This window comes from Amycolatopsis nivea (genome assembly GCF_004522235.1).
In the GTDB taxonomy this organism is placed as follows: domain Bacteria; phylum Actinomycetota; class Actinomycetes; order Mycobacteriales; family Pseudonocardiaceae; genus Amycolatopsis; species Amycolatopsis nivea.
In genome coordinates this window covers 38,162-62,461 of sequence record NZ_SDLT01000003.1, presented here as the reverse complement: position 1 = coordinate 62,461, position 24,300 = coordinate 38,162, and the positions used below count along the sequence as shown (strand labels likewise).

The window sequence follows — 24,300 nt, the reverse complement described above, 5'->3', positions numbered from 1 at the left end:
GTTAGAACCGGCAACGCCGCGCACGAGGATTGCGCGGGCCGTCCGGTGAGCCGCAGCAAACGGGTCGCCGTCACCAGTCCGCAGACGAGGCTCGCCCGGTCGCGGCGGCTCGAACGCGGCCGCTGGCGGATGCCCCGTCTGCGCGCGCCGGAAGCGGAACGCGCGGCCGTCCTCTACCGGATCCAGCGGCGACGCGGGATCCCCGCGCTGGTGGGGATGTTCGTGCTGGTGCTGGGTTTGCCGGTGCTGTTCTCGCTCGCCCCGTCGCTCGACAGCGTGCGGCTGTGGGGGATTCCGCTGTCCTGGCTGCTGATCGCGGTCCTGCCGTACCCGCTGCTGGCCGGGCTCGCGTGGTGGCAGCTGCGCCGCGCGGAAAAGATCGAGGACGATCAGTGAGCCGACTGCCCGCAGCGCCCCAATGTGGCATTGGGTGCATCTCACGCACCCAATGTGGCATTCGGTGCATCGCATGCACCCAATGCCACATTGGGGCCGCAGCCGGGGCGGGCGGGAGCGGATAGATGGACATCGCGCTCGCGGTAGCCCCGGTCGTCCTCGTCACGTTGCTCATCGGCGTGCGCGGGGTCGCCGCCATGCGCACCACTTCCGACTTCCTGGTGGCGTCCCGGCGGATCTCGCCCTTCGTCAACTCCGCCGCGGTCTCCGGCGAATACCTCTCCGCGGCCTCATTCCTCGGCGTCGCCGGGCTGATGGTGAAGGACGGCGTCGGCGCGCTCTGGTACCCGGTCGGCTTCACCGCGGGATACGTGGCGATGCTGGTCCTCGTCGCCGCGCCGATGCGCAGATCCGGCGCACTCACCGTCCCCGACTTCGCCGAAGCGCGCCTCGCCTCTCCGGCGCTGCGCCGGCTGGCCGCGGTGGTCGTGCTGGTGATCGGAACCATCTACGTAGTCCCGCAATTCCGCACCGCCGGGCTGGTGCTCACCGCGGTCGGCGGGACTCCGTACTGGGTCGGCGTCGTCATCGCGGGCACCGCGGTCAGCGTCACGCTCGCGCTCGGCGGGATGCGTGCGGCGACGTACGTCCAGGCGTTCCAGTTCTTCCTGAAACTCCTGCTATTCCTCGTCCCCGCGCTGTGGCTGGTGCTCCAGGTCGGCGCCGAAACCCGCGACGCGAGCCTCACGCCGGTCGAGTTCACCCGCTTTTCGCACGCCACCCCGGTGCAGTTCGACCACGACGTCACCCTCACCTTCCGCGAACCCACCGCGATCGAGGACCGCGGTACGTTGCCGCCCGGACAACTGGTGGTGCGCAAGGGAGAACAGCTCACCTTCGCCGCCGGTGCACAGGTCCCCGGCGTCAGCGGAGAAGTCGCGCTCGGCGGGCCGGACTGGCAGCGTCCGCTGCTGGAAATCGACAAGGGCTACCCGCTGCTCGGCACCTGGGCGGTCCTCATCGCGACCGTCCTCGGCACGATGGGCCTCCCCCACGTCCTGATGCGCTTCCACACCAGCCCGGACGGCCGCGCCGCACGCCGCACCGCTGCGATTACCGTGGCACTGCTAGGAGTTTTCTACCTTTTCCCCGGCATTTACGGCGTCCTCGGCCGGGTTCTCGTGCCGCAGCTGTATCTGTCCGGCAACACCGACACGGTGGTCGTCGCGCTTCCGTCGCAGGTCGACCACAGCTGGGCCGGGCAGTTGTTCACCGCGTTGCTCACCGCGGGCGCGTTCGCGGCGTTTCTGGCGACGTCGCTGGGATTGCTGCTGGTGATGTCCGGCGCGCTCGCCTACGACCTGATGCCCGGCGGTCTGCGCCGTCTTCGCGTGACGGTCGTGTTCGCCGCGATCGCGATGGTGCTGCTCGCGCTGCCGTCCGCGCGGCTCGACGCCGGGGTGCTGGTGACGTGGGGGTTCACCGTCGCCGCGTCGACGTTCTGCCCGCTGCTCGTGCTCGGCATCTGGTGGCAGCGACTCACCGCCGCGGGCGCGATCGCCGGAGTGCTGACGGGTCTGGCGGCTTCGTCGGGGTCGATCCTGTTCGCGCTGGCCGGACCCTCGATGCAAGGTTGGGTGGCGATCTTGGTCTCGCAACCGGCACCCTGGTCGGTACCGCTCGCGTTCGGCGTGATGATCACGGTGTCACTGCGCGGGCGCCCACCGTCCTGGGCCGGGGCCGCGATGCTGCGGCTGCACCTCGACGAGCGCCCTTCGTCCGCGCCCGGTGACCGTTCGTCAACCGTTCGTCGTGCGGCGAGGCGTTTGAGCCGCTGACGGTTTCCCTGGCCCGGAGTCCTCCCTACTGTGTCGCGGACCACATCCGCAGCGTCGCACAAGGGAGACCCCATGAGCGCAGGCGACCCGTCCGGCGCCCCGCCGGACTCGACCTGGGAGCAGGTGCACGACAGCGCCGAGTTCCGCCAACTCCGCGGCAGGCTCCGCCGGTTCGTGTTCCCGATGGCCGGACTGTTCCTCGCCTGGTACCTGCTCTACGTCCTGCTCGCCGACTACGCGCACGGCTTCATGAGCACGAAGATCACGGGCAACTTCACCGTCGGCCTCCTCTTCGGGCTGCTGCAGTTCGTGTCCACGTTCCTCATCACGTGGCTGTACGTGCGCTACGCCAACAAGAACCTCGACCCGCTCGCCGAGCGGATCAAGGACGACATCGAGAACCCGGCGAAGGAGGAGGCGTGAAGACTCTCGCGGCGAGCGTCGAGGGCAGCAACCCGACGCTCAACATCACGATCTTCGCGCTGTTCGTGGTCATCACCCTGGTGATCGTGTTCCGCGCGAGCCGCAACACGAAGACCGCGTCGGACTACTACGCGGCGGGCCGTGCGTTCACCGGCCCGCAGAACGGCATCGCGATCTCCGGCGACTACCTGTCGGCGGCGTCGTTCCTCGGCATCGCCGGCGCCATCGCGGTGTACGGCTACGACGGGTTCCTGTACTCGATCGGCTTCCTGGTGGCGTGGCTGGTCGCACTGCTGCTGGTGGCGGAACTGCTGCGCAACACCGGCAAGTTCACCATGGGCGACGTGCTGGCGTTCCGGATGAAACAGCGTCCGGTGCGCGCGGCAGCGGCGATTTCGACGCTCGTGGTGTCGTTCTTCTACCTGCTGGCGCAGATGGCGGGCGCGGGCGGACTGGTCGCGCTGCTGCTGGGCATCGACGGCAAGGCCGCGCAGGCGCTGGTGATCGCGGTGGTCGGCGTGATCATGATCGCCTACGTCCTGATCGGCGGCATGAAGGGCACCACCTGGGTGCAGATCATCAAGGCGGCGCTGCTGATCGTCGGCGCGCTGGCGATGACGCTGTGGGTGCTCGGCAAGTACGGCTTCAACTTCTCGTCGCTGCTGCAGGGCGCGGTCGACAAGGCGGGCGAGGCCGGCGAAGCGCTGCTCGGGCCGGGCAAGCAGTACGGCAAGAACGGCACGACGAAGCTGGACTTCTTCTCCCTCGGCATCGCGCTGGTGCTGGGCACCGCGGGCCTGCCGCACGTGCTGATGCGCTTCTACACGGTGCCGACCGCGCGCGAGGCGCGTCGTTCGGTGGTGTGGGCGATCGTGCTGATCGGCGTGTTCTACCTGTTCACCCTGGTGCTCGGCTACGGCGCGGGCGCGCTGGTCGGACCGGACGCGATCAAGAAGGCCCCGGGCGGCGTCAACTCCGCGGCTCCGTTGCTGGCACTGAACCTCGGCGGCCCGATCCTGCTCGGGCTGATCTCGGCGATCGCGTTCGCCACGATCCTCGCCGTGGTCGCCGGATTGACGATCACCGCGTCCGCCTCGTTCGCGCACGACGTCTACGCGAACGTGCTGAAGAAGGGCAAGGCGAACACCGGTTCGGAGGTTCGCGTCGCGCGGATCACCGCCGTGGTGATCGGCATCGTCGCGATTCTCGGCGGCATTCTGGCGAACGGGCAGAACGTCGCGTTCCTGGTGGCGCTGGCGTTCGCGGTGGCGGCTTCGGCGAACCTGCCGACGATTCTGTACTCGCTGTTCTGGAAACGGTTCAACACCCAGGGCGCGCTGTGGAGCATTTACGGCGGGCTGATCGTGACGATCGTGCTCATCGTGTTCTCGCCCGCCGTTTCCGGGAAGCCGGTCGACCCGAAGACCGGCAAGAGCGCGTCGATGCTGCAGGGCGTGGACTTCCACTGGTTCCCGCTCGACAACCCGGGCCTGATCTCGATCCCGATCGCGTTCGTCCTCGGCTGGCTCGGCACGATCCTGTCGAAGGAAAACGACAAGGCGAAGTTCGCCGAAATGGAAGTACGGGCACTGACCGGTGCCGGCGCGGAAAAGGCCGTGCAGCACTGAGTTTTCGACCCGCTGAAACCGCTGGGTGCCGCTTTCGCCGCGGCGCCCAGCGGTTTTTTCAATACGGCAGCTTCCCCTGCGCGATCCCGTCGAGCGTGCCTTCCAGCACCCGGCGGAGATACCGCCACAACCCGGCCCCCAGCGAAATCCGGGCTACCCCCAGTTCGGCAAGCCCGGCCAGCCCCGGGCCGCCGGGAAGCGCCGAAGCGTTGACCGGACCGCCCACCTGCCGGACGAATTCGGCCAGCACTTCCGGCGAACGCACGAGAATCGGGTACACGCAGTCGGCCCCCGCTTCGAGATACGCGCGCCCGCGAGCCACGGCGTCGTCGAGCACCGCCTGCTCGTCCGGTGCACCGAGGAACGAATCCACTCGTGCGTTGACCACCAGCCCGTCGCCAGCCGCCCGACGCAACTCGGCAATCCGTCCCGCTTGCTCGGCCGCCGGTCGCAACGCGCCCTTGCCGTGGTCGGTGTCCTCGATATTGCAGCCGACCGCACCGATTTCCTTCAACCGGGCCGCGAGATCCGCCGGGCTCAAGTCATAACCGGCCTCGGCGTCCACCGTCACCGGCACGGACACCGCGTCCACGATCCGCTTGGCCGCCGCGAGCATCTCGTCCGCCGACGCGCCTTCGTGGTCCGCCTGCCCGAGCGCCGCCGCGACCGCCGCGGAACTCGTTGCCACCACCGGGAATCCGGCGGATTCCACCGCCTTCGCGGTATCCGCGTCCCAGGCGTTCGGCAGAATCAACGGCTTCCCGGGCACATGCAGCGCCCGCAACTCCTCGGCACTCACTCCGCACGCTCCGGCAACTCAGCGTGGCTCGCGACCATGAGCCGGTTCCAGGTGTTGATGGCGACGACACACCACGCGAGCGCGCGATGCTGGTCCTCGGTGAAGACGCGGACCGCCTCGGCGTAAACGTCTTCGGGGACGTCCTTGTGGTCCGAGATCCGGGTCATCGCCTCGGTGTACGCGAGCGCGGCGCGTTCCTGCTCGGTGAACAGCTCGGTCTCGCGCCACCCCTCGAGCACGTAAAGCCGCCGTGGCGATTCCCCAGCCGCGACCGCCTCCGCCGCGTGCATGTCGAGGCAGTAGGCGCATCCATTGATCTGTGACGCGCGCATCTTGACGAGCTCGATGAGCTTCACGTCGAGCCCCGCGTTCGCGCTGGCCTTCTTCACCTCGCCTTGCAGCTGGGACATCGCTCGATACAACTCGCCGGTGGCGAGCGCGATTCGCTTCGTCATGCCGCCCACGCTAATGGGGATTGGCCTAGCTGGGTGGTCCAGTTCGGCCTGGGTGGCGTGGGCCAGTCAGGGTCGCGGTCGCGCGTTGCAGGCGATCGCCGACGGATTATGCGGCCCGAGCCGATCCGTGACGACGCAGCCGCTCGAGAGGGGCTCGCCGAACGGCCGGAACCTGGCCACAAGAAGCCGACAGACGAACGATTTCACCGCCCAGAGAGCGTCCAGCCAGCGATATTCGACGGCATGGACCCGGTCTACGGCATCGCCCGCGGGCAATGCCGGGGAAACCAGTAATCCGGGCCGCGTCGAGCGTTCAGCCGCAGGGTTGCGGCCGCCGGGCGATCGCCGCGACGGCCAGGCCCGGCGTCAGCGACCGCAGAACAGGCACAACGGCAGAACCAGCTCCAGGTCCGTCTTCCGCACCGGTTTCCCGTCCACCGGCGTCTTCCCCGGCGGGGTGTCCGCGTCCGGCTGGATGCCGCCCGCCGCGACGCGGTCCAGGGTGCGCAAACCGGCCGAGCCGACCGTGCCGAAGACCGTGTAGTTCGGCAGCAGGCTGGAATCCCCGTACACCACGAAGAACTGCGATCCGTTCGTGTCCGGGCCGGCGTTCGCCATGGCCAGCAGGCCGCGCGCGTACGTGCGGCGCTTGCCGGTCGGGTCGGACGGGGCGGGCGGGAGCGTCGTCGGGAGTTCGTCGCGGAACTTGTAGCCTGGGCCGCCCTCGCCGGTGCCGGACGGGTCGCCGCACTGCAGGACCTTCAGCGTCGGGTACGCGGTGAGCCGGTGGCAGGTCGTCTGGTTGTAGAAGCCGTGCGCGGCCAGGTGCAGGAAGCTCTGCACGGTGCACGGCGCCTGCGCGCGGTCGAGCCGCAGCGGGAGCAGGCCCTGGTTGGAGAACACGGCGACGTCGACACTGCCGTGGTCCGGCGTGTGCTTCGGGTCGCGCGGCAGGGAAACCGGGCGCACCGCGGGATCGTCCGGAGTCGAGGTGTACTGGCACGGCCCCGAGGTGACCTTCGGCGGCGCCGACGCCGCCGAAGCCGGTGCAGCGACGGCGACCAGCGACAACGCGGTCAGCACGGACACGAGCAGTCTCTTCATTCCGGTTCCCTCCCAGTGCACGGAGGATCGCAGTATAGGGACGGGAAACCGCCCGCGCTTCCGGCGAAAGTCGCATCCTGGATCCCGCGACTGCTGGCAGCGCTGCCGAGCTAGCCCTTCAGCTCCGCGATCAACCGGTCCGCCGCCGCGAACGGGTCCAGTTCCCGGGCCACCACTCGTGCCGCCAAGTCGCCCAGCCGGTCGCCGTCCCGGAGGTCCGCCAGTTCCGCGTGCAACCTCCGCAACGCGATCGCGGCGACCTCCTCCCGGGCGCGGGCGGCGCGGCGGCGGTCCAATTCCCCGTGCGCCACAAGCCATTCATGGTGCGTCCGCAACGCCGACACCACCTCGTCGACGCCCTCGCCCTTCGCTGCCACCGTGCGGACGATCGGCTGCCGCCAACTCGGTCCGCGCACTTCGCGCCGCGCGAGGCTGATCATCTGCTTGAGGTCGTGCACCGTCGCGTCGGCGCCGTCGCGATCGGCCTTGTTGACCACGAACACGTCCGCGATCTCCAGCACCCCGGCTTTCGCCGCCTGGATGCCGTCGCCCATTCCCGGGGCCAGCAGCACCACCGTGGTGTCGGCCAGTTTCACAACGTCCACTTCGGACTGTCCAACCCCGACAGTCTCGATCAGCACCACGTCGAACCCGGCGGCGTCGAGCACCCGCACCGCCTGCGGGGTCGCCCACGAAAGGCCGCCGAGGTGGCCCCGGGTCGCCATCGAGCGGATGAACACGCCGGGGTCCGTGGCGTGCTCGGTCATCCGGATCCGGTCGCCGAGCAACGCGCCGCCGGAGAACGGCGACGACGGGTCGATCGCCAGCACCCCGACCCGCAGTCCCTCGCCGCGCAACGCGGTGAGCAGCGCGGACGTCGACGTCGACTTGCCGACCCCGGGCGGGCCGGTGAGGCCGACGACGCGAGCGCGCCCGGTGTAGGGCGTCAACGCACGGGCAATGTCCGCCACTCGCGGCGAAGAGTCCTCGACAAGAGAAATGAGCCGGGCGACCGCGCGCGGTTGTCCTTCCCGCGCGCGGCCGACCAGCTCATCGAGGTCCGGGCCGGCCAACTTACGCCGACGGGACGCGGATCAGCAGCGCGTCGCCCTGTCCGCCGCCACCGCAGAGCGCGGCCGCGCCGAGACCGCCGCCGCGGCGGCGCAGCTCGTGCACCAGGTGCACGGCCAGCCGCGCACCGGAAGCGCCGATCGGGTGGCCGAGCGCGATCGCGCCGCCGTTGACGTTCACCTTCGACTCGTCCAGCCCGAGCTTCTCGCTCGACACCAGGCCGACCGCGGCGAACGCCTCGTTGATCTCCACCAGGTCCAGGTCGCCGACGTCCAGCTTCGCCTTCTTCAGCGCGGCGCGGATCGCGTTCGACGGCTGCTCGTGCAGGCTCGCGTCCGGACCGGCTACGACGCCGTGCGCGCCGATCTCGGCCAGCGGCGTGATGCCGAGTTCGGCTGCCTTCTCGGGGCTGGCCACGATCACCGCGGCCGCGCCGTCGGAAATCTGCGACGCCGAACCCGCGGTGATGGTGCCGTCCGAGGCGAACGCCGGACGCAGCTTCGCGAGGCTCTCGCCGGTGGTGTCGGCGCGCACGCCCTCGTCGGTGGAGAACACGACCGGGTCGCCCTTGCGCTGCGGAATCGACACCGGCGCGATCTCCTCGCGGAAGAACCCGGCCTCGATCGCCGCCGCGGCCCGCTGGTGCGAACGCGCGGAGAACGCGTCCTGCTGCTCGCGGGTGACGCTGTAGCGGCCGTTGTGCTTCTCCGTCGAAACACCCATCGCGACCTGGTCGAACGCGCAGAACAGGCCGTCGTAGGCCATGTGGTCGACCAGCGTGGTGTCGCCGTACTTGAACCCGGCGCGCGACTTCGGCAGCAGGTGCGGCGCCTGCGTCATCGACTCCTGGCCGCCCGCGACGACGAGGTCGAACTCGCCCGCGCGGATCAGCTGGTCGGCGAGCGCGATCGCGTCGAGGCCGGACAGGCAGACCTTGTTGATGGTCAGCGCCGGAACGTCCATCGGAATGCCCGCGGCGACCGCCGCCTGGCGCGCCGGGATCTGGCCCGCGCCCGCGGTGAGCACCTGGCCCATGATCGTGTACTGGACCTGGTCCGGGGAGACGCCGGCGCGTTCGAGCGCGGCCTTGATCGCGATCCCGCCCAGCTGGGCTCCCGAGAAGTCCTTCAACGAGCCGAGCAGCCGCCCGATCGGGGTACGGGCAGCGCCCAGGATCACGGAACCGGACACGACGTCCTCCAAAGCATCGGTGCACTGGCAGTGTTCCCACGATACGGCCTGCGCGGGGTTCCCGGCGCGTCTTGATGGAGCCAGTGTGAGGGGGCGCACGCGGGGTTCCGCGAGGCCCGCCGGGGCTTATCCTCCCCGGTATGGACACCGAGCCCAGCGCATCCGTGCTCAAGCCGTTCGTGACCGCGATCGACCACGTCGGCATCGCCGTGCCCGACCTCGACGCGGCCATCGCCTTCCACCGCGACCACTTCGGCCTGGAGGTCGCGCACGAGGAGGTGAACGACGAGCAGGGCGTGCGCGAGGCGATGCTGCGCGCCCCGGGTACCGCGGGCACCGAGACGATGATCCAGCTGCTCGCCCCGTCCCGGGACGATTCGACGATCGCCAAGTTCATCGGCCGCAACGGCCCGGGCCTGCAGCAGCTCGCACTGCGAGTGTCCGATGTGGACGCTGCCGCGGAGGCACTGCGCGCACAGGGGCTGCGGTTGCTGTACGACGCGGCCAAGCGCGGGACGTCGAACAGCCGGGTCAACTTCGTGCACCCGAAGGACGCTGGCGGGGTTTTGGTCGAACTGGTGGAGCCCGCCGCCTCGCACTGAGCCGCGTACCCAATGCGGCATTGGGTGCATGCGACGCACCCAATGAGGTTTTCTCAGTAGCGCGCGGTATGCGGTGGGTTCGTGGCAGCGATGCTGGTCAGGACGCTGCGGGCGTCGGCCGACTAGGCGCGCCGGGCGGCTCCTCTCCCGCCGAGGTCCGCGCACCCACCCGCCGCCAGAGGGACGCAGCCATCCGCGAGCGCGGCGCGTGACGCTGCCCTCGGTCAAGGAGCGCGGTCGGGCTAGTGCGGAGGTCGTGAGGGGAACCCTGACGGAATCTGATTCCCTCAGGGTGCCCCTCACGGACGTCAACCGGAGCGGAGAAGCAACGCGGCCCCGCCGGCGCTGCGTCTCGCCGTACCAACGCCGCCCGCCGCGCCACTGAGAAAACCCCAATGCGGCATTGGGGCTCGGCCGGAGCGCCTTTCAGCGACAGGACCACCGCGGGCCAAGGCGAAGCGAGCCGGGCGAGTCGTGGCCGGGAGAAGTCGGTGGCGTCCTGGTCGTGAGCGGCGATGCCGGGTTCTCACCGGCAGAAACACCCACGAGCGCCCTCACACCGCCGAAGCGGGCGGCTTGCCCTTGGCCGCCCGGGCGGACAGCGCGTTCGCCACGAACGTCAGCTCGCCGTCGAACTCCGCCGGGCGGTCGTCGCCGGTGTGGCGGGCCGTCGCGTGCCGGTGGGTGATCGCGCGGGCCAGCAGGCCGGACGCGTTGTCGATGTCCGCTCCGGGGAGCCGTCCGCCGGTGGCGGCCACGATCACCGACCGCATCAGGCGGACCAGTTGCTGGAATCGTTCGGACAGCGCGTCGCGGACCACGTGATGGGTGTCGGCCTCGCGCCACAGCAGGTGCGACAGCCCCAGCGAACCGGTGAACCGGCGGTCGAGTTCGCCGACCAGCCTGCGCAGCGAACCCGCCAGGTCGCCCGGAACGACGACTGCGGCGGGTTCGATGCGTTCGTCCGGCAGCCGGTCGACCAGGGCGGCCAGCAGGTCGGACTTGCGGCGGAAGTAATAGTGGACCAGGCCCTTCGGGACCCCGGCGCGCTCCGCGATGCGGGACGTCGGGGTCGCTTCGAAGCCGGACTCGGCGAACAGTTCCTCCGCCGCGCACAGGATCCGTTCCTTCGCCGAGTCGTCGGTCATGTCCGCCTTCCTCGTCAGGGCTCCGCTGCCCCGATCAGTGCTGGCCCGCCATCCGGTGGGCGGCGTTGGCCTCCGGCATCGCGGCCGCGCCGGCGATGATCGTCAGCGCACCGCCGACCCAGGACGTCCACGACGCCCCGTTGAATTGCGTATACCCCATCACCCACGGCGCGATGAACAGCAACGCGCCGAGGACGATCTGCACGCCCTCGCCGTAAACCATGCTCGGCGACGCGAGCGACACCAAGCCGTCGATCGCGATCAGCGCACCGAGGACCACCATCGTCCACACCATCGTGGTGTTCGTGCTCAGCCAAAGGGGTGAAAGAGCGGCGACAACACCAATCACGACCTCGGCCCAGTCATAGGGCCGCGTCCAGGCGCGCGTCGAGACTTCACTCATTCGTGCTCACCTCCGCCGGAAAAGAGCCGTTCAGGGAGATTTCCCACTGCCGACTATGCTCCTTGACTGGCCAGCCGGTCAAGATTCGTGCGTCACACTTCGACTCGTGTACGGGGTGTCTGTCTCGTACAGTGAGGCCCCCGGTTACCGACGAGTAATTTCGTCCAGTCGCGCCGCGACCGACCCCTGGAGGTTCCCGATGACGCACCTCGACGAGATCCAGCAGGCGATCCTCGACGGCCGCCTCGACGCGATCGCCGAGCTGCCCGTGCCCGAGAGCTACCGGGGCGTCACCGTGCACGCCGACGAGGTCGACATGTTCGAAGGCCTCGAAAGCCGCGACAAGGACCCGCGCCGCTCGCTGCACGTGGACGAGGTCCCGACGCCTGAACTCGGCCCCGGCGAGGCGCTGGTCGCGGTGATGGCCAGCGCGATCAACTACAACACCGTCTGGACGTCGATCTTCGAGCCGATCCCGACGTTCAAGTTCCTGCGCAAGTACGGGAAGCTCTCGCCGCTGGCCAAGCGCCACGACCTGCCGTACCACGTGGTCGGCTCGGACCTGTCCGGCGTCGTGCTGCGCACCGGCGCGGGCGTGCACAACTGGAAGCCCGGCGACGAGGTCGTCGCGCACTGCCTGAACGTCGAGCTGGAAGGCCCGGACGGGCACAACGACACGATGCTCGACACCGAGCAGCGGATCTGGGGCTTCGAGACCAACTTCGGCGGGCTCGCCGAGGTCGCGCTGGTCAAGGCGAACCAGCTGATGCCGAAGCCGGCGCACCTGACCTGGGAGGAATCCGCCTCCCCCGGGCTGGTCAACTCGACCGCGTACCGGCAGCTGGTGTCGCGCAACGGCGCGGACATGAAGCAGGGCGACGTCGTGCTGATCTGGGGCGCGTCCGGCGGCCTCGGCTCGTACGCGACGCAGTACGCGCTCAACGGCGGCGCGATCCCGGTGTGCGTCGTGTCCAGCCCCGAGAAGGCCGAGATCTGCCGGAAGCTGGGCGCGGAGCTGATCATCGACCGCACCGCCGAGGGCTACCAGTTCTGGAAGAACGAGAACGAGCAGGACCCGAAGGAATGGCAGCGGTTCGGCGCGAAGATCCGCGAGCTGACCGGCGGCGAGGACCCGGACATCGTGTTCGAGCACCCGGGCCGCGAGACCTTCGGCGCGTCCGTCTACGCCGCGCGCAAGGGCGGCACCATCGTCACCTGCGCGTCCACGTCGGGCTACATGCACCAGTACGACAACCGGTACCTGTGGATGAACCTGAAGCGGATCATCGGCTCGCACTTCGCGAACTACCGCGAATCGTGGGAGGCGAACCGGCTGATCGCGAAGGGCCTCATCCACCCGACGCTGTCGAAGACCTACTCGCTCGAGGAAACCGGCCAGGCCGCCCTTGACGTGCACCGCAACGCGCACCAGGGCAAGGTCGGCGTGCTCGCGCTCGCCCCGGAAGAAGGACTCGGCGTGCGCGACGAGGAGCTGCGCGCGAAGCACCTCGACGGCATCAACGCCTTCCGCGGCGCGTGAGGGCAGACCACCTGCCTCTTCGGTCCGGCCGCTCGCCGCACGAGCGGCCGGACCCCGTGGGTGCTCACCCGTCCGTGACCGCGGAGCGACTACGGTGGTGTCATGAGTCTTGGCGATGAACGCGAACTCGTGCCGCTGGGAGCCGGCTTCGACGTAGCGAAGCGGGGGTACAGCCGGGCCCAGGTCGACGAGCACCTGGAACGGCTCGACGGCGACCTGAAGATGCTCACCGCCGACCGCGACGCCGCCATCGCCCAAGCCGGCGACCTGGCCCGGCAGCTTGAGGTCGCGCGCGGCGAGATCGCCGATCTGCGCGGTCAGGTCGACCGGCTCGCGCAGCCGCCGACGAGCGTCGAGGGCCTGTCCGAACGCCTCCAGCGGATGCTGCGGCTGGCGCAGGACGAGGCCGCGGACACGCGGGCCCGCGCCGAGGCCGAGGCAGGGCACATCCGGGCCAAGGCGGAGACCGACGCCAGCGCCATGCGCGCCCGGTACGAGCAGCTGCTCACCGAACTCGACCTGCGCCGCAAGGAAATGGAAGCCGAGCACCGCAAGGTGCTCGAGGACGCGCGCGCCGAGGCCAAGCGGATCACCGACGAGGCCGAGGCGGAGCGCAAGAAGCTCGACGCGGAGTCCGAGGCCCGCCGCACGCAGGTCGAGGAAGACTTCGAGATCGCGATGGCGACCCGGCGCGCCGAGGCGATGCGCGTGCTGGCCGAGCAGGAGGCGGCCAGCAAGGCCGAAGCCGAGCGCCGGGTCCGCGAGGCCGCCGAGGACGCGGCCGCGATCCGGGCGAAGGTGCTGGAGGAGGAGACGGCCGCCAAGGCCGACATCGACCGCCGCCAGCGCGAATCGGTCGCCGACGCGAACAAGCGCCGCCAGGACTCGATCACCGAGGCCAACGCGCGGCTCGCGGAAGCGGCCGACGAGGCCCGCCGCCGCGTCCGCACCGCCACCGACGAGTCCAACCGCCGGATCACCCAGGCCAACGAGCGGGTCGAGGCCCTGCGCGCGGTCCGGGCGAGCCTGGCCGAGCAGGTCCGGTCGGCGCGCACCGTGCTGGCCGAGGCGCAGCACGTGCTCGGCGAGATGGACGGCGAGGTGCCCGCGGACATCAAGGCCGCCGCCGAGACGGCCAACGGCTCCGGGCCGAAGTCCACGAATGGATCCCCGGCTGGCGGCGCGAAGGCGAGCAGCGCCCAGCCGAGCGGCAACGCGGGTGCGCAGAACAGCAAGCCCAGCACTCCGGCCGGGCAGAAATCCGCTGGTCAGGGCAGCAAGAACGCCCCGGCGAACAGCGGAAAGCCCGCGGCGAGCGGCGACGTCGAGCAGACCGTCCGGCTGCGCACGTCCGACGTGCCCAAGCCGCAGCCGCAACCGCGCCCGGCGGGAAAACCGACTGGCGAGTAACCTTCCCCCGCGAAGGGGCCGCGCCGCCCCGCTGACCGATTCGCCGGGAGGTTGTGGATGGCTGTCTATCGGACTGTGGTGGTGGGCACGGACGGGTCCGACTCGTCCTTCGCCGCGGTGGACAAGGCCGCCGGGGTGGCTGCCGACGCGGGGGCGACGCTGGTCGTCGTCTGCGCGTACCACCCGGCCAGCCGCCAAGACGTGGAACGCGCGCAGGACGAGCTGGGCGACGAGGCCTATCAGGTAGTCGGGTCCGCGCCCGCGGAGGACACGCTGCAGTCCGCACGGGACCGCGCGGCGAAGGCCGGCGCCGCGAACATCGAAACGGTCGCGCTGGAAGGTCAGCCGGTCGACATGCTGCGCAAGGTCGTGAAGGACCGCGAGGCCGACCTTCTGGTGGTCGGCAACCGCGGCCTCAACACCCTGACTGGGCGGATCCTCGGCTCGGTGCCGTCGGAGGTGGCCCGGAAGTCGGGCGTCGACGTGCTGATCGTGCACACCACCTGAGGCCGTGGCCGATCCTTCCCGGGACCTGCAGCAGCGGCTGGAACGCGCCCTGCTGGGCGGCCCTCGCCGCTACACCCGGCTCGAAGTAGCGAAACGGGCCGGAGTACCCGAAGAACGCTCGCGGCGGCTGTGGCGGGCGCTGGGTTTCGCCACCGTCGAAGACGACGAGGTGGTGTTCACCGACGCCGACGTCGAAGCCATGCGCATCGCCGACGGCCTGGTGAGTTCCGGCCTGGTCGCGCCCGGCATGGAAGTCGCGGTGACCCGTGCCCTCGGCCAGCATCTGTCCCGGCTGGCCGAGTGGCAGGTCCACATGCTGTGGTCGCTGATCACCGAAAACCCGGAACTGGCCCGCAGCGACCGGCAGGTCACCCGCCTGGTGGAACGCCTGCTCCCCGAACTGGAGCAAGTGCAGAATTACGTCTGGCGCCGCCACCTGGCCGCGTTCGCCGGCCGCGCCTTCGCCAGCCCCGACGAGGACCTGGAAACGCGCGCCCTGGTAGTCGGCTTCGTCGACATGGTCGGCTACACGCGCTTCACGAGAGAAGCGGATGAGGAAGAGCTGACCCAAGTCCTGGACGGCTTCGAATCCCTGGCCACCGAAGTCATCGCGGAACACCACGGCCGGGTCGTGAAAATGATCGGCGACGAAGTCCTGTTCGTCACCGACACCCCCGCCGACGGCGCGGAAATCGCCCTGACGCTAGCCGAACGCACCGGCGAAGACGGCGGCCTCCCCGCAGTCCGAGCCGGAATGGCCTCGGGCCGAGTCCTGTCCCGCTTCGGCGACGTCTACGGCTCCGTAGTGAACCTGGCCGCGCGACTCACCTCAGCCGCAAGGCCAGGAACCGTACTGGTCGACCGAGAACTGGCCGGGGAACTGGAACCCTTGCCGCAGTTCGATCTCCGCACCCGCCGCCCCATCGCAGTACGCGGCTACAACCGCCTACGCCCCTCTGCCCTGCGGAGGGCGAAAGACAAACCCACCGGCCGCTTCGCCTCGTCCCAGCAACTGGCCGCGGAAATGCTAGGCCTAGGCGACCAGCCAACGTCAGAAACCCCAGAACCAGACGACTTCCCAACCCCAACCGCTCCGCGAAAACGCCGCCGACGCCGCTGACCGGTCGTGAGGGGAACCCTCATTGACTCTGATTCCCTCAGGGTGGCCCTCACGGCCCTTCACCGGTCCGTGAGGGTCTCCTTCCCGGACCTGGATTCCCTCAAGGAGCCCTTCACGGACCACCCGCCCGGTCCGCAGCCGCCCGGGGTGTCGCCCCAATGTGGCATTGGTTGCGTCCCACGCACCGAACGCCACATTGGGTGCATCTGACGCACCCAATGCCACATTGGGGCGCAAGCCCCCACCCCACCGAAACCGCAGCCAGCGCACCCACCATCGAGACACGCATCCGCACCGGTGCACCCAGCCGTCGAGGCACCAAGCCGCTTCCCGCAGCCGATGCACCCCAACAGCGAGGCACCCAGCCCCTCCCCCGCACCCCGATACGAAGCTCCCCTGCGGTCGGTGGGTGCTTGTCAAGGCATCTTTCCCGCCTTGACAAGCACCCACCGACCGTCAGCACAATCAAGCTTCGGGGTGCCCCACGCAACCCCCACCCCCGAAGGGGGCGTAAGCCCCCTCAAGCATCAAAATCAACGGTAACCCGCTCAGAAACCGGATGAGACTGGCAAGTCAGCACAAACCCAGCCTCCACCTCAGCCTTCTCCAACGCGAAATTCCGCCGCATATCGACCGCCCCCTCGGTCACCCGAGCCCGGCAGGTCCCGCACACCCCGCCCTTGCACGCAAACGGCAAATCCGGCCGAAACCGCTGCGCCCCGTCCAGCACCGACGATTCCCGAGGCAGGTTCATCGTCGTGGACCGACCGTCCAGCACCAACGTCACCTCGGACGAAGCCCCCGCAACAGCAGGGTCGACATGCTTGACCGGCTCCGGCGGCACATCGTCCACATAGAACAGTTCCTGATGAATCCGCTCCTCAGGAACCCCCAGCGACCCGAGCAGATCCTGCGCCGAGGTCACCATCCCGAACGGCCCGCACAGCCAGAAATGGTCCACATCCTCAACCGGCACAATCGATTCGAACAACGCACGCAGCTTGTCCGCATCCAGCCGCCCGGTGAACAACTCAGCCTCGCGCGGCTCCCGGGACAACACATGCACAAGTTCCAGCCGAGCCGGGTACCGATCCTTCAAATCAGCCAGATCGTCCGCGAACATCACCGTGTCAGTACGCCGATTGCCATACAGCACAGTCACCGAAGCATCCGGCGTAGCCAGCAACGAGGCCGCAATCGACAACACCGGCGTAATCCCGGACCCGGCAGCGATCAGCACATGATGCCCACCAGCAGCGAGATCCGGCGTGAACGACCCAGTCGGCGCGGAGACCTCAACGGTATCCCCGGCACGAACCTCATTGACCAGCCATGACGAGAACACCCCGTCCGGCACCAACCGCACCCCGACCCGAGGCCGCTCCCCCGCCGGAGCGCAAATCGAATACGACCGCCGCTCGTCCCGCCCGTCGACAAGACGCCGCAAGGTCAGCGACTGCCCAGGCGCGAACGCGTAGACCGAAGCCAACTCCTCCGGCACGTCGAACGTCACGGCCACGGCATCGTCACAAAGCCGTTCGACCTCAGCCACCCGCAACGGATGGAACCCGGCACGGCGGGAAACGGTGGCAGTCACTCAAATCTCCTTGACGTGTTCGAACGGCTCCCAGCAAGACCGGCACCGCCGCAACGCTTTGCACGCAGTCGCGCTGAACCGGGACTGCTCCTCCGTGTCCATCGACCCGCAATGCGGACAAGCCACCCGCCGCACCGAAGGCCCCAACGTCAACGGAATCGGCCCGGCAGCCCGCCGCGGCGCGGACCCCGGCGGCGCGATCCCGGCCTCCGCCAGCTTCCGCCGCCCGTCCGCGCTGATCCAATCCGACGTCCAAGCCGGTTCCAGCACCGTACGGATCTCAACCGAGGTGTACCCGGCACCCCGCAACGCGTGCTCCAGGTCGTCCCGCATCGTGTCCATCGCCGGACAACCGGTGTACGTCGGCGTAATAGACACCGTCACCCGACCGTCCTCTTCGGACACTTCGCGCAGCACACCGAGATCCGCGAGCGTCAGCATCGGCAGCTCCGGATCGGTGACCGTCGAAGCCACCGCGACCGCGGTCACCACGACGCTCCCGGCATCGCCCGAGCCACACTTTGCAGCTCGGCCAGCAGGAACCCCATCTGCTCGGTATGCACGCCGTCGCGTCCCATCCGCCCGGAAACCCCGGCGATAGCCCCGATCTCCGGCCGCTCCAACGTAGCCGCCGCCAACGCCTGATCCAGCACAGCGTCGAACTCCGGCCGCAGCGAAGCCGCGTCGACCATCTCGGACGGATGCGTGGAGAACAGCTCCTCGACATACGGCCACACCGCGGCCAGTCCCTCGGCCATCCGCTCGTGCGACAACGGCGTCCCGTCACCCAGCCGCACCAGCCACTGCGCGGCGTAATCCCGGTGGTAGGCCAATTCCTTCACGCCCTTGGCCGCGATAGCCGCCAGCACCGGGTCCACACTGGACTCCAGCTGCTGGAACAGCGCGAGCCGCCAAGTCGAGAACACGAACAGCTGCGCGATCAGGTGCCCGAAGTGCCCGCCGCCCAGCTCGGCCAGCCGGACGTTCCGGAACTCGTTCTCCGCGCGCAAGAACGCGAACGTGTCCTCGGACCGGTCCGTGCCGTCGGCCTTGCCGGAACGAGCCAGCAGCAACCGCGCCTGGCCGAGCAGGTCGAGGCCGATGTTCGCGATCGCGACCTCGTCCTCCAGCTCCGGCGCGTTGCTCACCCACTCTTGCAACCGGTGCGAGAAGATCAACGCGTCGTCGCCCAGCATCAGGCAATAGGCGGCGAGCTGCGCACCGTCCACTCCGGACGGAACGGAGGTGTCCACTCCGGACAAAGGATCGGCGAACCCGGTGCCGAAGGCCCACCGGGCGTCGTTGTCCTCGGTGATCGCTTCGTAGACGTTGTCGAAAGACATCCCAGGCCTCACATGTGGGGAACGTTGTCGGGAATGTCGTAGAACGTCGGGTGCCGGTACACCTTGTCCCCGCTGGGCGCGAAGAACGGGTCCTTCTCGTCCGGCGACGACGCGGTGATGTCCGAGGCGCGAACGACCCAGATGGACACTCCCTCATTGCGGCGCGTGTAGAGATCGCGCGCGTGGTGCAGCGCCATCTCGTCGTCCGCCGCGTGCAGCGAACCCACGTGGACGTGGTTCAGTCCCCGCTTCCCGCGGACGAAAACCTCGTACAGCGGCCAGTCGTGCTTCATGCCGAAACCTCTTTCTTGGCCGCGTGCGCCGCCGCGGCTTCCCGGACCCAGGCGCCTTCGTCGTGTGCGCGCTTGCGGTGCGCGATCCGGTCGGCGTTGCACGGGCCGTTGCCCTTGAGCACGTTCTTGAACTCGTCCCAGTCGACCGCGCCGAAGTCGTAGTGCTCCCGGTCGGCGTTCCACTTGAGCTCCGGGTCCGGGAAGGTCACGCCGAGCGCCTCGGCCTGCGGCACGGACATGTCGACAAACCGCTGCCGCAGCTCGTCGTTGGTGTGCCGCTTGATCTTCCACGCCATCGACTGCGCGGTGTTCGGCGAATCCGCGTCCGGCGGGCCGAACATCATCAGCGACGGCCACCACCAGCGGTTCACCGCCTCCTGCACCATGTCCCGCTGCTGCTGGGTGCCCTTCATCATCGTCATCAGCAGCTCGTAGCCCTGCCGCTGGTGGAAGGACTCCTCCTTGCAGATCCGGATCATCGCCCGCGCGTAGGGCCCGTACGACGACCGGCACAGCGGCACCTGGTTGCAGATCGCCGCACCGTCCACCAGCCAGCCGATCACGCCGACGTCGGCGAAGGTCAGCGTCGGGTAGTTGAAGATCGACGAGTACTTCTGCCTGCCGGTGATGAGCTTGTCGGTGAGGTCCGCGCGGTCCGCCCCGAGCGTCGCCGCCGCGGAGTACAGGTACAGCCCGTGGCCCGCTTCGTCCTGCACCTTCGCGAGCAGGATCGCCTTGCGCCGCAACGAGGGCGCGCGGGTGATCCAGTTGCCCTCCGGCTGCATGCCGATGATCTCCGAGTGCGCGTGCTGCGCGATCTGGCGGATCATCGTCTTGCGGTAGCCCTCGGGGATCCAGTCGCGCGGTTCGATGCGCTGGTCCCGTTCGATGGTGTGCTCGAACAGGGCTTCCAATTCCGGCTCTGCCACAGCGGTCACGGCTGCTCCTTCGAGACGAGGGTGAGCACGTCGTACTTCGCGACCGAGTCGCCGTCCTGATTGGTGACGTCGGCGTCCCAGCGGACTTCGCCGTACTCCTGGTCGATCCGCGGCGTGATCTGCTTGGCCGTCAGGGTGACCGTCAACGCGTCACCCTCCTTGACCGGAGTGAGGAAGCGCAGGTTCTCCAAACCGTAGTTGGCCAGCACCGGACCCGGTTCGGGCGAGACGAACAGGCCCGCCGCGAACGACACGACCAGGTAGCCGTGCGCCACGATGCCGCCGAACAGCGGGTTCGCCGCGGCTGCCGCCTCGTCGGTGTGCGCGTAGAAGGTGTCGCCGGTGAACTCGGCGAAGTGGTCGATGTCGGCGCGGGTGACGGTGCGCGGGCCGGCCACCACGGTGTCGCCGATGCTCAGCTCCGCCAGCGACTTGCGGAACGGGTGCTCGCCTTCGACGCGCGGACCGCCCTCGACCCACCGGCCGGTGACGGCGCCGAGCACCCTCGGGCTGGCCTGCACGGCCGTGCGCTGCATGTGGTGCAGCACGCCGCGGATGCCGCCCATCTCCTCGCCGCCGCCCGCGCGGCCGGGGCCGCCGTGCACCAGCTGCGGCATCGGCGAACCGTGCCCGGTGGATTCCTTCGCGTCTTCGCTGTCGAGCACGAGCAGCCGGCCGTGATACGGCGCGACGCCCAGCACGATCTCGCGGGCGAACACCGGGTCGCCAGTCACGACCGATCCGGCCAGGCTGCCGCCGCCGCGTGCGGCGAACTCGATGACCTGCTTGACCGACGTGTACGGCATTAGCGTGGACACCGGGCCGAACGCCTCGACCTCGTGCGGCTCGGCGCGCTCCGGGTCGGCCTTGAGCAGGATCGGCGAGATGAACGCGCCGGTCGCCTCGTCGCCGTCCACGACGTCGACGTGCTCCGGGTCGCCGAAGACGATGCTGCCCGCGTCGAGCAGGGCCTTCAGCGAACGACGTACTTCTTCACGCTGCTCCAGGCTGGCCAGCGCACCCATCCGGACACCCTCGGCGTTCGGATTCCCGACCGTCACCTTGGCGAGCCGGGCGCTGACCGCTTCAGCGACGTCGTCCAGCATCTCGGCCGGAACGAACGCGCGGCGGATCGCGGTGCACTTCTGGCCCGCTTTCACCGTCATCTCGGTGGTCAGCTGCTTGACGAAGAGATCGAACTCCGGCGTCGACGGCCGGGCGTCCGGGGCGAGGATCGAGCAGTTCAGCGAGTCGGCCTCGGCGTTGAACCGCACCGAGTTCCGCACGATCGCCGGGTGCGCGCGCAGCTTCTGCGCGGTGGACGCGGAACCGGTGAACGACACCAGGTCCTGCGCGGTGACGTGGTCGAGCAGGTCGCCGACGCTGCCCGCGACGAACTGCACCGTGCCCTCGGGCAGGATGCCGGACTCAACGATCAGCTCCACGAGCCGCGCGGTCAGGTACGCGGTCTGACTGGCCGGTTTGATCAGGCTCGGCACGCCGGCGAGGAACGCGGGCGCGAACTTCTCCAGCGGACCCCACACCGGGAAGTTGAAGGCGTTGATCTGGATCGCGACGCCCTGCAGCGGGGTCGCGATGTGCTGCGCGACGAACGTGCCGCCGCGGCTCAGCGGCTCGACCGCGCCCTCGACGTACACGGTGTCGTTCGGCAGCTCGCGCTTGCCCTTCGAGCCGTAGCTGAACAGGACGCCGATGCCGCCGTCGATGTCGAACTTCGAGTCGCCGAGCGTCGCACCTGTGCGCGCCGACAGCGCGTACAGCTCTTCGCGGTGCTCGCGCAGGTGCGAAGCGAGCGACTTCAGCAGCGCGGCCCGCTGATGGAACGTCAACTTCCGCAGCGCCGGACCGCCGACTTCGCGGCCGTACTCGAGCGCCGCGGCGAAGTCGATCCCCTCCGACGAAATCCGGGCCACTTCCTCCCCGGTCGCCGCGTCGTGCAGCGGGGCGCCCTCGCCCGGCGCTGTGTGCCATCCCCCGGAGACGTAGCTGCGGAGCAGAACCATGCCGACCCTCTCGCCGAATTACCAACCGGACGTTCAGTAATTCGCAGGATAGCCGTTCTCCCTGCTGATCGGAACCCCCGCATTGCTTGACACCGCACCAGGCGCGGCCTTTACTGGGCTCCAGCCGGGATTACCGGCCATTCGGTCAGTAAGTCACCGTCCCGGAGGGCTAGTTCGTGACCAGCAACGCCGCGCACGCCATGTTCGACACCGACGAGGCGTCCCGCTCTCTCGGCATCGAACTCGTCGAGGCCGCCGACGGCAGGGCGGTGGCCACGATGAAGGTCACCGAGACGATGGTCAACGGGCACGACATCGCCCACGGCGGTTACGTGTTCCTGCTCGCCGACACCGCTTTCGCCCTGGCCTGCAACACGCACGGGCCGGTCACCGTCGCCTCGGGCGCGGAGATCTCGTTCGTCGCCGCCGGAAAACTGGGCGACCACCTCGTCGCGACGGCCGCCGAGCGCACCCGCTACGGCCGCAACGGCATCTACGACGTCACGGTGCACCGGGAGACCCCCGACGGGCCCGAGGTCGTCGCCGAATTCCGCGGCCGCAGCCGCGTCATCGAGAAGACCCGGGAAGCACAGTGACCCCCACCCTCGCCGAAACCGTCAGCGCCGACGAGCTGGCCGCACTTCAGCTTGAACGGCTGCAGTGGACCCTGCGGCACGCGTACGAGAACGTCCCGCTGTACCGCAAGAAGTTCGACGACGCCGGGGTGCACCCCGACGACTGCCGCGAACTGGGCGACCTGGCGAAGTTCCCCTTCACCACCAAGGCCGACCTGCGCGAGAGCTACCCGTTCGGGATGTTCGCCGTGCCGCAGGACCAGATCCGCCGGCTGCACGCGTCGAGCGGCACCACCGGGAAGCCGACCGTCGTCGGCTACACCGAAAAGGACCTCGACACGTGGGCCACCGTGATGGCGCGCTCGATCCACGCCGCGGGCGGACGGCCCGGGCACAAGGTGCACGTCGCGTACGGATACGGCCTGTTCACCGGCGGGCTCGGCGCGCACTACGGCGCGGAAAAGCTCGGCTGCACGGTGATCCCGGCGTCCGGCGGCATGACCGCCCGGCAGGTCCAGCTGATCACGGACTTCAAGCCGGAAATCATCATGATCACGCCGTCGTACATGCTGACGCTGCTCGACGAGTTCGAACGCCAGGGCGTGGATCCGCGGGCCAGTTCGCTGAAGGTGGGCATTTTCGGCGCGGAGCCGTGGACCGAGCAGATGCGGTCCGAGATCGAAGAACGGTTCGCGCTGGACGCGGTCGACATCTACGGCCTGTCCGAGGTGATGGGCCCGGGCGTCGCGCAGGAATGCGCGGAAACCAAGGACGGCCTGCACATCTGGGAGGACCACTTCTTCCCCGAGGTGATCGATCCGTTCACCGAGCAGGTGCTGCCCGAGGGCGAACGCGGCGAACTGCTGTTCACGTCGCTGACCAAACAGGCGCTGCCGATCATCCGCTACCGCACCCGCGACCTGACCCGCCTGCTGCCCGGCACCGCGCGTCCCGCGTTCCGCCGGATGGAGAAGGTGACCGGACGCAGCGACGACCTGATCATTTTGCGCGGGGTGAACGTTTTCCCGACGCAGATCGAGGAGATCGTGCTGCGCACCGAGGGATTGAGCCCGCACTTCCAGCTGGTCCGCTCGACCCGCGGCCGCCTGGACCACCTGACGGTGCGCGTCGAAGCCCGCGCCGAGACGACCGCCGAAGCCCGGAACGCTGCCGCCGCGCTGGTGTCCGCCGGGGTGAAGGACGGCGTCGGCGTGAGCGTTTCGGTGGAGGTCGTGGACCCGGACACCCTGGAGCGCTCGCTCGGTAAAATGCGCCGCGTGCTGGACGAACGCTCGTGACCGCCCCCGCCCGCCGCGGCCGGCCTGGCTACGACCTGGAGTCGCTGCTCCAGGTCGCGGTCAAGCTTTTCAACGACCGCGGCTACGACGGGACCAGCATGGAGGACCTGTCGCGCAAGCTCGGCATCACGAAATCCGCGATCTACCACCACGTGCCGAGCAAGGAAGAACTGCTGCGGCTGGCGGTGGGCCGGGCCTTGGACGGACTGTTCGAGGTCGCGGAATCGACGGAAGCTCTCGACGGGCGCGCGATCGACCGCTTGGAACACCTGGTGCGCGGAAGCGTGCTGGTGCTGGCGGATCGGCTGCCGTTCGTAACTTTGCTGCTGCGGGTGCGAGGCAATACGAAGGCCGAGCGAGCGGCGTTGGCGCGGCGGCGCGAGTTCGATCATCTGGTGACGGATCTGGTCAAGCAGGCCGAGGCGGAAGGCGATGTCCGGCCGGACATCGACCCGGCGATCGCGGCACGGTTGCTGTTCGGCACGGTGAACTCGCTGATCGAGTGGTACCGGCCGCGGCGGGGGTCGTCCCCGGAGGAACTGGCGGACGCGGTGTGCAAGATGGCGTTCGACGGATTGCGTGCTTGATCCCCTCTGT

25 protein-coding genes are annotated in these 24,300 nt (G+C 69.2%); 12 read left to right on the top strand and 13 right to left on the bottom strand.

The window, feature by feature from the left end; translation table 11 throughout:
- The first annotated feature begins 45 nt into the window (after positions 1–45).
- The 4 genes from EIZ44_RS04310 to EIZ44_RS04295 all read left to right on the top strand — a co-directional run bounded on the left by EIZ44_RS04310 (position 46) and on the right by EIZ44_RS04295 (position 4,285).
- A complete protein-coding gene (locus EIZ44_RS04310) occupies positions 46–396 on the top strand; it encodes a DUF485 domain-containing protein (protein ID WP_134727794.1) in 351 nt (116 codons plus the stop codon).
- Positions 397–521: 125 nt separating this feature from the next.
- The gene (locus tag EIZ44_RS04305) at positions 522–2,234 is read left to right on the top strand and encodes a sodium/solute symporter (protein WP_134669954.1); all 1,713 of its coding nucleotides are present in this window, start codon (positions 522–524) and stop codon (positions 2,232–2,234) included.
- Positions 2,235–2,306: 72 nt separating this feature from the next.
- Positions 2,307–2,657 (top strand): DUF485 domain-containing protein, encoded by a 351-nt coding sequence (locus tag EIZ44_RS04300; protein WP_037811903.1) that lies wholly within the window; start codon positions 2,307–2,309, stop codon positions 2,655–2,657.
- On the top strand, positions 2,654–4,285 hold the full coding sequence (locus EIZ44_RS04295) for a monocarboxylic acid transporter (RefSeq protein ID WP_037811905.1): 1,632 nt from the start codon (positions 2,654–2,656) through the stop codon (positions 4,283–4,285). Before EIZ44_RS04300 ends, EIZ44_RS04295 begins: the two co-directional genes overlap by 4 nt.
- A gap of 58 nt (positions 4,286–4,343) precedes the next feature.
- Here the strand turns inward: EIZ44_RS04295 and EIZ44_RS04290 are convergent, their stop codons facing one another.
- The 5 genes from EIZ44_RS04290 to EIZ44_RS04270 all read right to left on the bottom strand — a co-directional run bounded on the left by EIZ44_RS04290 (position 4,344) and on the right by EIZ44_RS04270 (position 8,905).
- Positions 4,344–5,084 (bottom strand): isocitrate lyase/PEP mutase family protein, encoded by a 741-nt coding sequence (locus tag EIZ44_RS04290; protein WP_134727793.1) that lies wholly within the window; start codon positions 5,082–5,084, stop codon positions 4,344–4,346.
- The gene (locus tag EIZ44_RS04285; protein ID WP_043839588.1) at positions 5,081–5,539 is read right to left on the bottom strand and encodes a carboxymuconolactone decarboxylase family protein; all 459 of its coding nucleotides are present in this window, start codon (positions 5,537–5,539) and stop codon (positions 5,081–5,083) included. The genes EIZ44_RS04290 and EIZ44_RS04285 overlap by 4 nt, the downstream gene beginning before the upstream one ends.
- A gap of 366 nt (positions 5,540–5,905) precedes the next feature.
- Positions 5,906–6,643, bottom strand: a complete 738-nt coding sequence (locus tag EIZ44_RS04280) for a peptidylprolyl isomerase (RefSeq protein ID WP_043839211.1) — start codon at positions 6,641–6,643, stop codon at positions 5,906–5,908.
- A 110-nt stretch (positions 6,644–6,753) separates the two neighbouring features.
- A complete protein-coding gene (gene meaB, locus EIZ44_RS04275) occupies positions 6,754–7,716 on the bottom strand; it encodes a methylmalonyl Co-A mutase-associated GTPase MeaB (protein ID WP_043839213.1) in 963 nt (320 codons plus the stop codon).
- 1 nt (position 7,717) lies between these two features.
- A complete protein-coding gene (locus EIZ44_RS04270) occupies positions 7,718–8,905 on the bottom strand; it encodes an acetyl-CoA C-acetyltransferase (RefSeq protein WP_037812139.1) in 1,188 nt (395 codons plus the stop codon).
- A 140-nt stretch (positions 8,906–9,045) separates the two neighbouring features.
- Here EIZ44_RS04270 and mce point away from each other — a divergent pair, with 140 nt between their 5' ends.
- On the top strand, positions 9,046–9,507 hold the full coding sequence (mce, locus tag EIZ44_RS04265) for a methylmalonyl-CoA epimerase (RefSeq protein WP_037811910.1): 462 nt from the start codon (positions 9,046–9,048) through the stop codon (positions 9,505–9,507).
- A 554-nt stretch (positions 9,508–10,061) separates the two neighbouring features.
- Here the strand turns inward: mce and EIZ44_RS04260 are convergent.
- Both EIZ44_RS04260 and EIZ44_RS04255 read right to left on the bottom strand, forming a co-directional pair.
- Complete coding sequence (locus EIZ44_RS04260; protein WP_037811911.1) at positions 10,062–10,655, bottom strand: TetR/AcrR family transcriptional regulator; 594 nt, start codon at positions 10,653–10,655, stop codon at positions 10,062–10,064.
- A gap of 34 nt (positions 10,656–10,689) precedes the next feature.
- Positions 10,690–11,058 carry an SPW repeat domain-containing protein gene (locus EIZ44_RS04255; protein ID WP_051173160.1) on the bottom strand — a complete coding sequence of 123 codons (369 nt, stop codon included), beginning with the start codon at positions 11,056–11,058 and terminating at the stop codon, positions 10,690–10,692.
- A 199-nt stretch (positions 11,059–11,257) separates the two neighbouring features.
- Between EIZ44_RS04255 and ccrA the strand changes: the two genes are divergently transcribed.
- From ccrA to EIZ44_RS04235, 4 genes are all read left to right on the top strand, one after another.
- Positions 11,258–12,598: a crotonyl-CoA carboxylase/reductase gene (gene ccrA, locus EIZ44_RS04250; protein ID WP_037811912.1), complete on the top strand. Its 1,341-nt coding sequence runs from the start codon at positions 11,258–11,260 to the stop codon at positions 12,596–12,598.
- Between the two features lie 129 nt (positions 12,599–12,727).
- Entirely contained in the window at positions 12,728–14,008 is a 1,281-nt protein-coding gene (locus EIZ44_RS04245; RefSeq protein WP_134663402.1) for a chromosome segregation protein, read from the top strand.
- A gap of 57 nt (positions 14,009–14,065) precedes the next feature.
- Positions 14,066–14,515: a universal stress protein gene (locus EIZ44_RS04240; protein ID WP_037811913.1), complete on the top strand. Its 450-nt coding sequence runs from the start codon at positions 14,066–14,068 to the stop codon at positions 14,513–14,515.
- 4 nt (positions 14,516–14,519) lie between these two features.
- Entirely contained in the window at positions 14,520–15,635 is a 1,116-nt protein-coding gene (locus EIZ44_RS04235) for an adenylate/guanylate cyclase domain-containing protein (protein WP_134727792.1), read from the top strand.
- 520 nt (positions 15,636–16,155) lie between these two features.
- On the opposite strand, the gene paaE is transcribed toward EIZ44_RS04235, so the two are convergent.
- Genes paaE through paaZ form a run of 6 tightly spaced genes read right to left on the bottom strand, consistent with a single transcriptional unit; the run spans position 16,156 to position 21,830 of the window.
- Positions 16,156–17,232, bottom strand: coding sequence for a 1,2-phenylacetyl-CoA epoxidase subunit PaaE (gene paaE / locus EIZ44_RS04225; RefSeq protein WP_134727790.1), 1,077 nt, complete (start codon positions 17,230–17,232; stop codon positions 16,156–16,158).
- A complete protein-coding gene (gene paaD / locus EIZ44_RS04220) occupies positions 17,233–17,724 on the bottom strand; it encodes a 1,2-phenylacetyl-CoA epoxidase subunit PaaD (protein WP_037811915.1) in 492 nt (163 codons plus the stop codon). It lies immediately after the preceding gene.
- Positions 17,718–18,575: a 1,2-phenylacetyl-CoA epoxidase subunit PaaC gene (paaC, locus tag EIZ44_RS04215; RefSeq protein WP_043839219.1), complete on the bottom strand. Its 858-nt coding sequence runs from the start codon at positions 18,573–18,575 to the stop codon at positions 17,718–17,720. Before paaC ends, paaD begins: the two co-directional genes overlap by 7 nt.
- Before the next feature lie 8 nt (positions 18,576–18,583).
- The gene (gene paaB, locus EIZ44_RS04210; protein WP_009073848.1) at positions 18,584–18,868 is read right to left on the bottom strand and encodes a 1,2-phenylacetyl-CoA epoxidase subunit PaaB; all 285 of its coding nucleotides are present in this window, start codon (positions 18,866–18,868) and stop codon (positions 18,584–18,586) included.
- Positions 18,865–19,806 carry a 1,2-phenylacetyl-CoA epoxidase subunit PaaA gene (gene paaA, locus EIZ44_RS04205; protein ID WP_043839221.1) on the bottom strand — a complete coding sequence of 314 codons (942 nt, stop codon included), beginning with the start codon at positions 19,804–19,806 and terminating at the stop codon, positions 18,865–18,867. The genes paaB and paaA overlap by 4 nt, the downstream gene beginning before the upstream one ends.
- Entirely contained in the window at positions 19,803–21,830 is a 2,028-nt protein-coding gene (gene paaZ / locus EIZ44_RS04200) for a phenylacetic acid degradation bifunctional protein PaaZ (RefSeq protein WP_134727789.1), read from the bottom strand. Before paaZ ends, paaA begins: the two co-directional genes overlap by 4 nt.
- Positions 21,831–22,030: 200 nt before the next feature.
- On the opposite strand from paaZ, the gene paaI reads away from it, so the two are divergent.
- The 3 genes from paaI to EIZ44_RS04185 are packed head-to-tail and all read left to right on the top strand — an operon-like array spanning position 22,031 to position 24,290.
- The gene (gene paaI, locus EIZ44_RS04195; RefSeq protein ID WP_043839594.1) at positions 22,031–22,426 is read left to right on the top strand and encodes a hydroxyphenylacetyl-CoA thioesterase PaaI; all 396 of its coding nucleotides are present in this window, start codon (positions 22,031–22,033) and stop codon (positions 22,424–22,426) included.
- On the top strand, positions 22,423–23,703 hold the full coding sequence (paaK, locus tag EIZ44_RS04190; RefSeq protein WP_043839224.1) for a phenylacetate--CoA ligase PaaK: 1,281 nt from the start codon (positions 22,423–22,425) through the stop codon (positions 23,701–23,703). The genes paaI and paaK overlap by 4 nt, the downstream gene beginning before the upstream one ends.
- Positions 23,700–24,290 (top strand): TetR/AcrR family transcriptional regulator, encoded by a 591-nt coding sequence (locus EIZ44_RS04185; protein ID WP_037811921.1) that lies wholly within the window; start codon positions 23,700–23,702, stop codon positions 24,288–24,290. The genes paaK and EIZ44_RS04185 overlap by 4 nt, the downstream gene beginning before the upstream one ends.
- Positions 24,291–24,300: the final 10 nt, after the last annotated feature.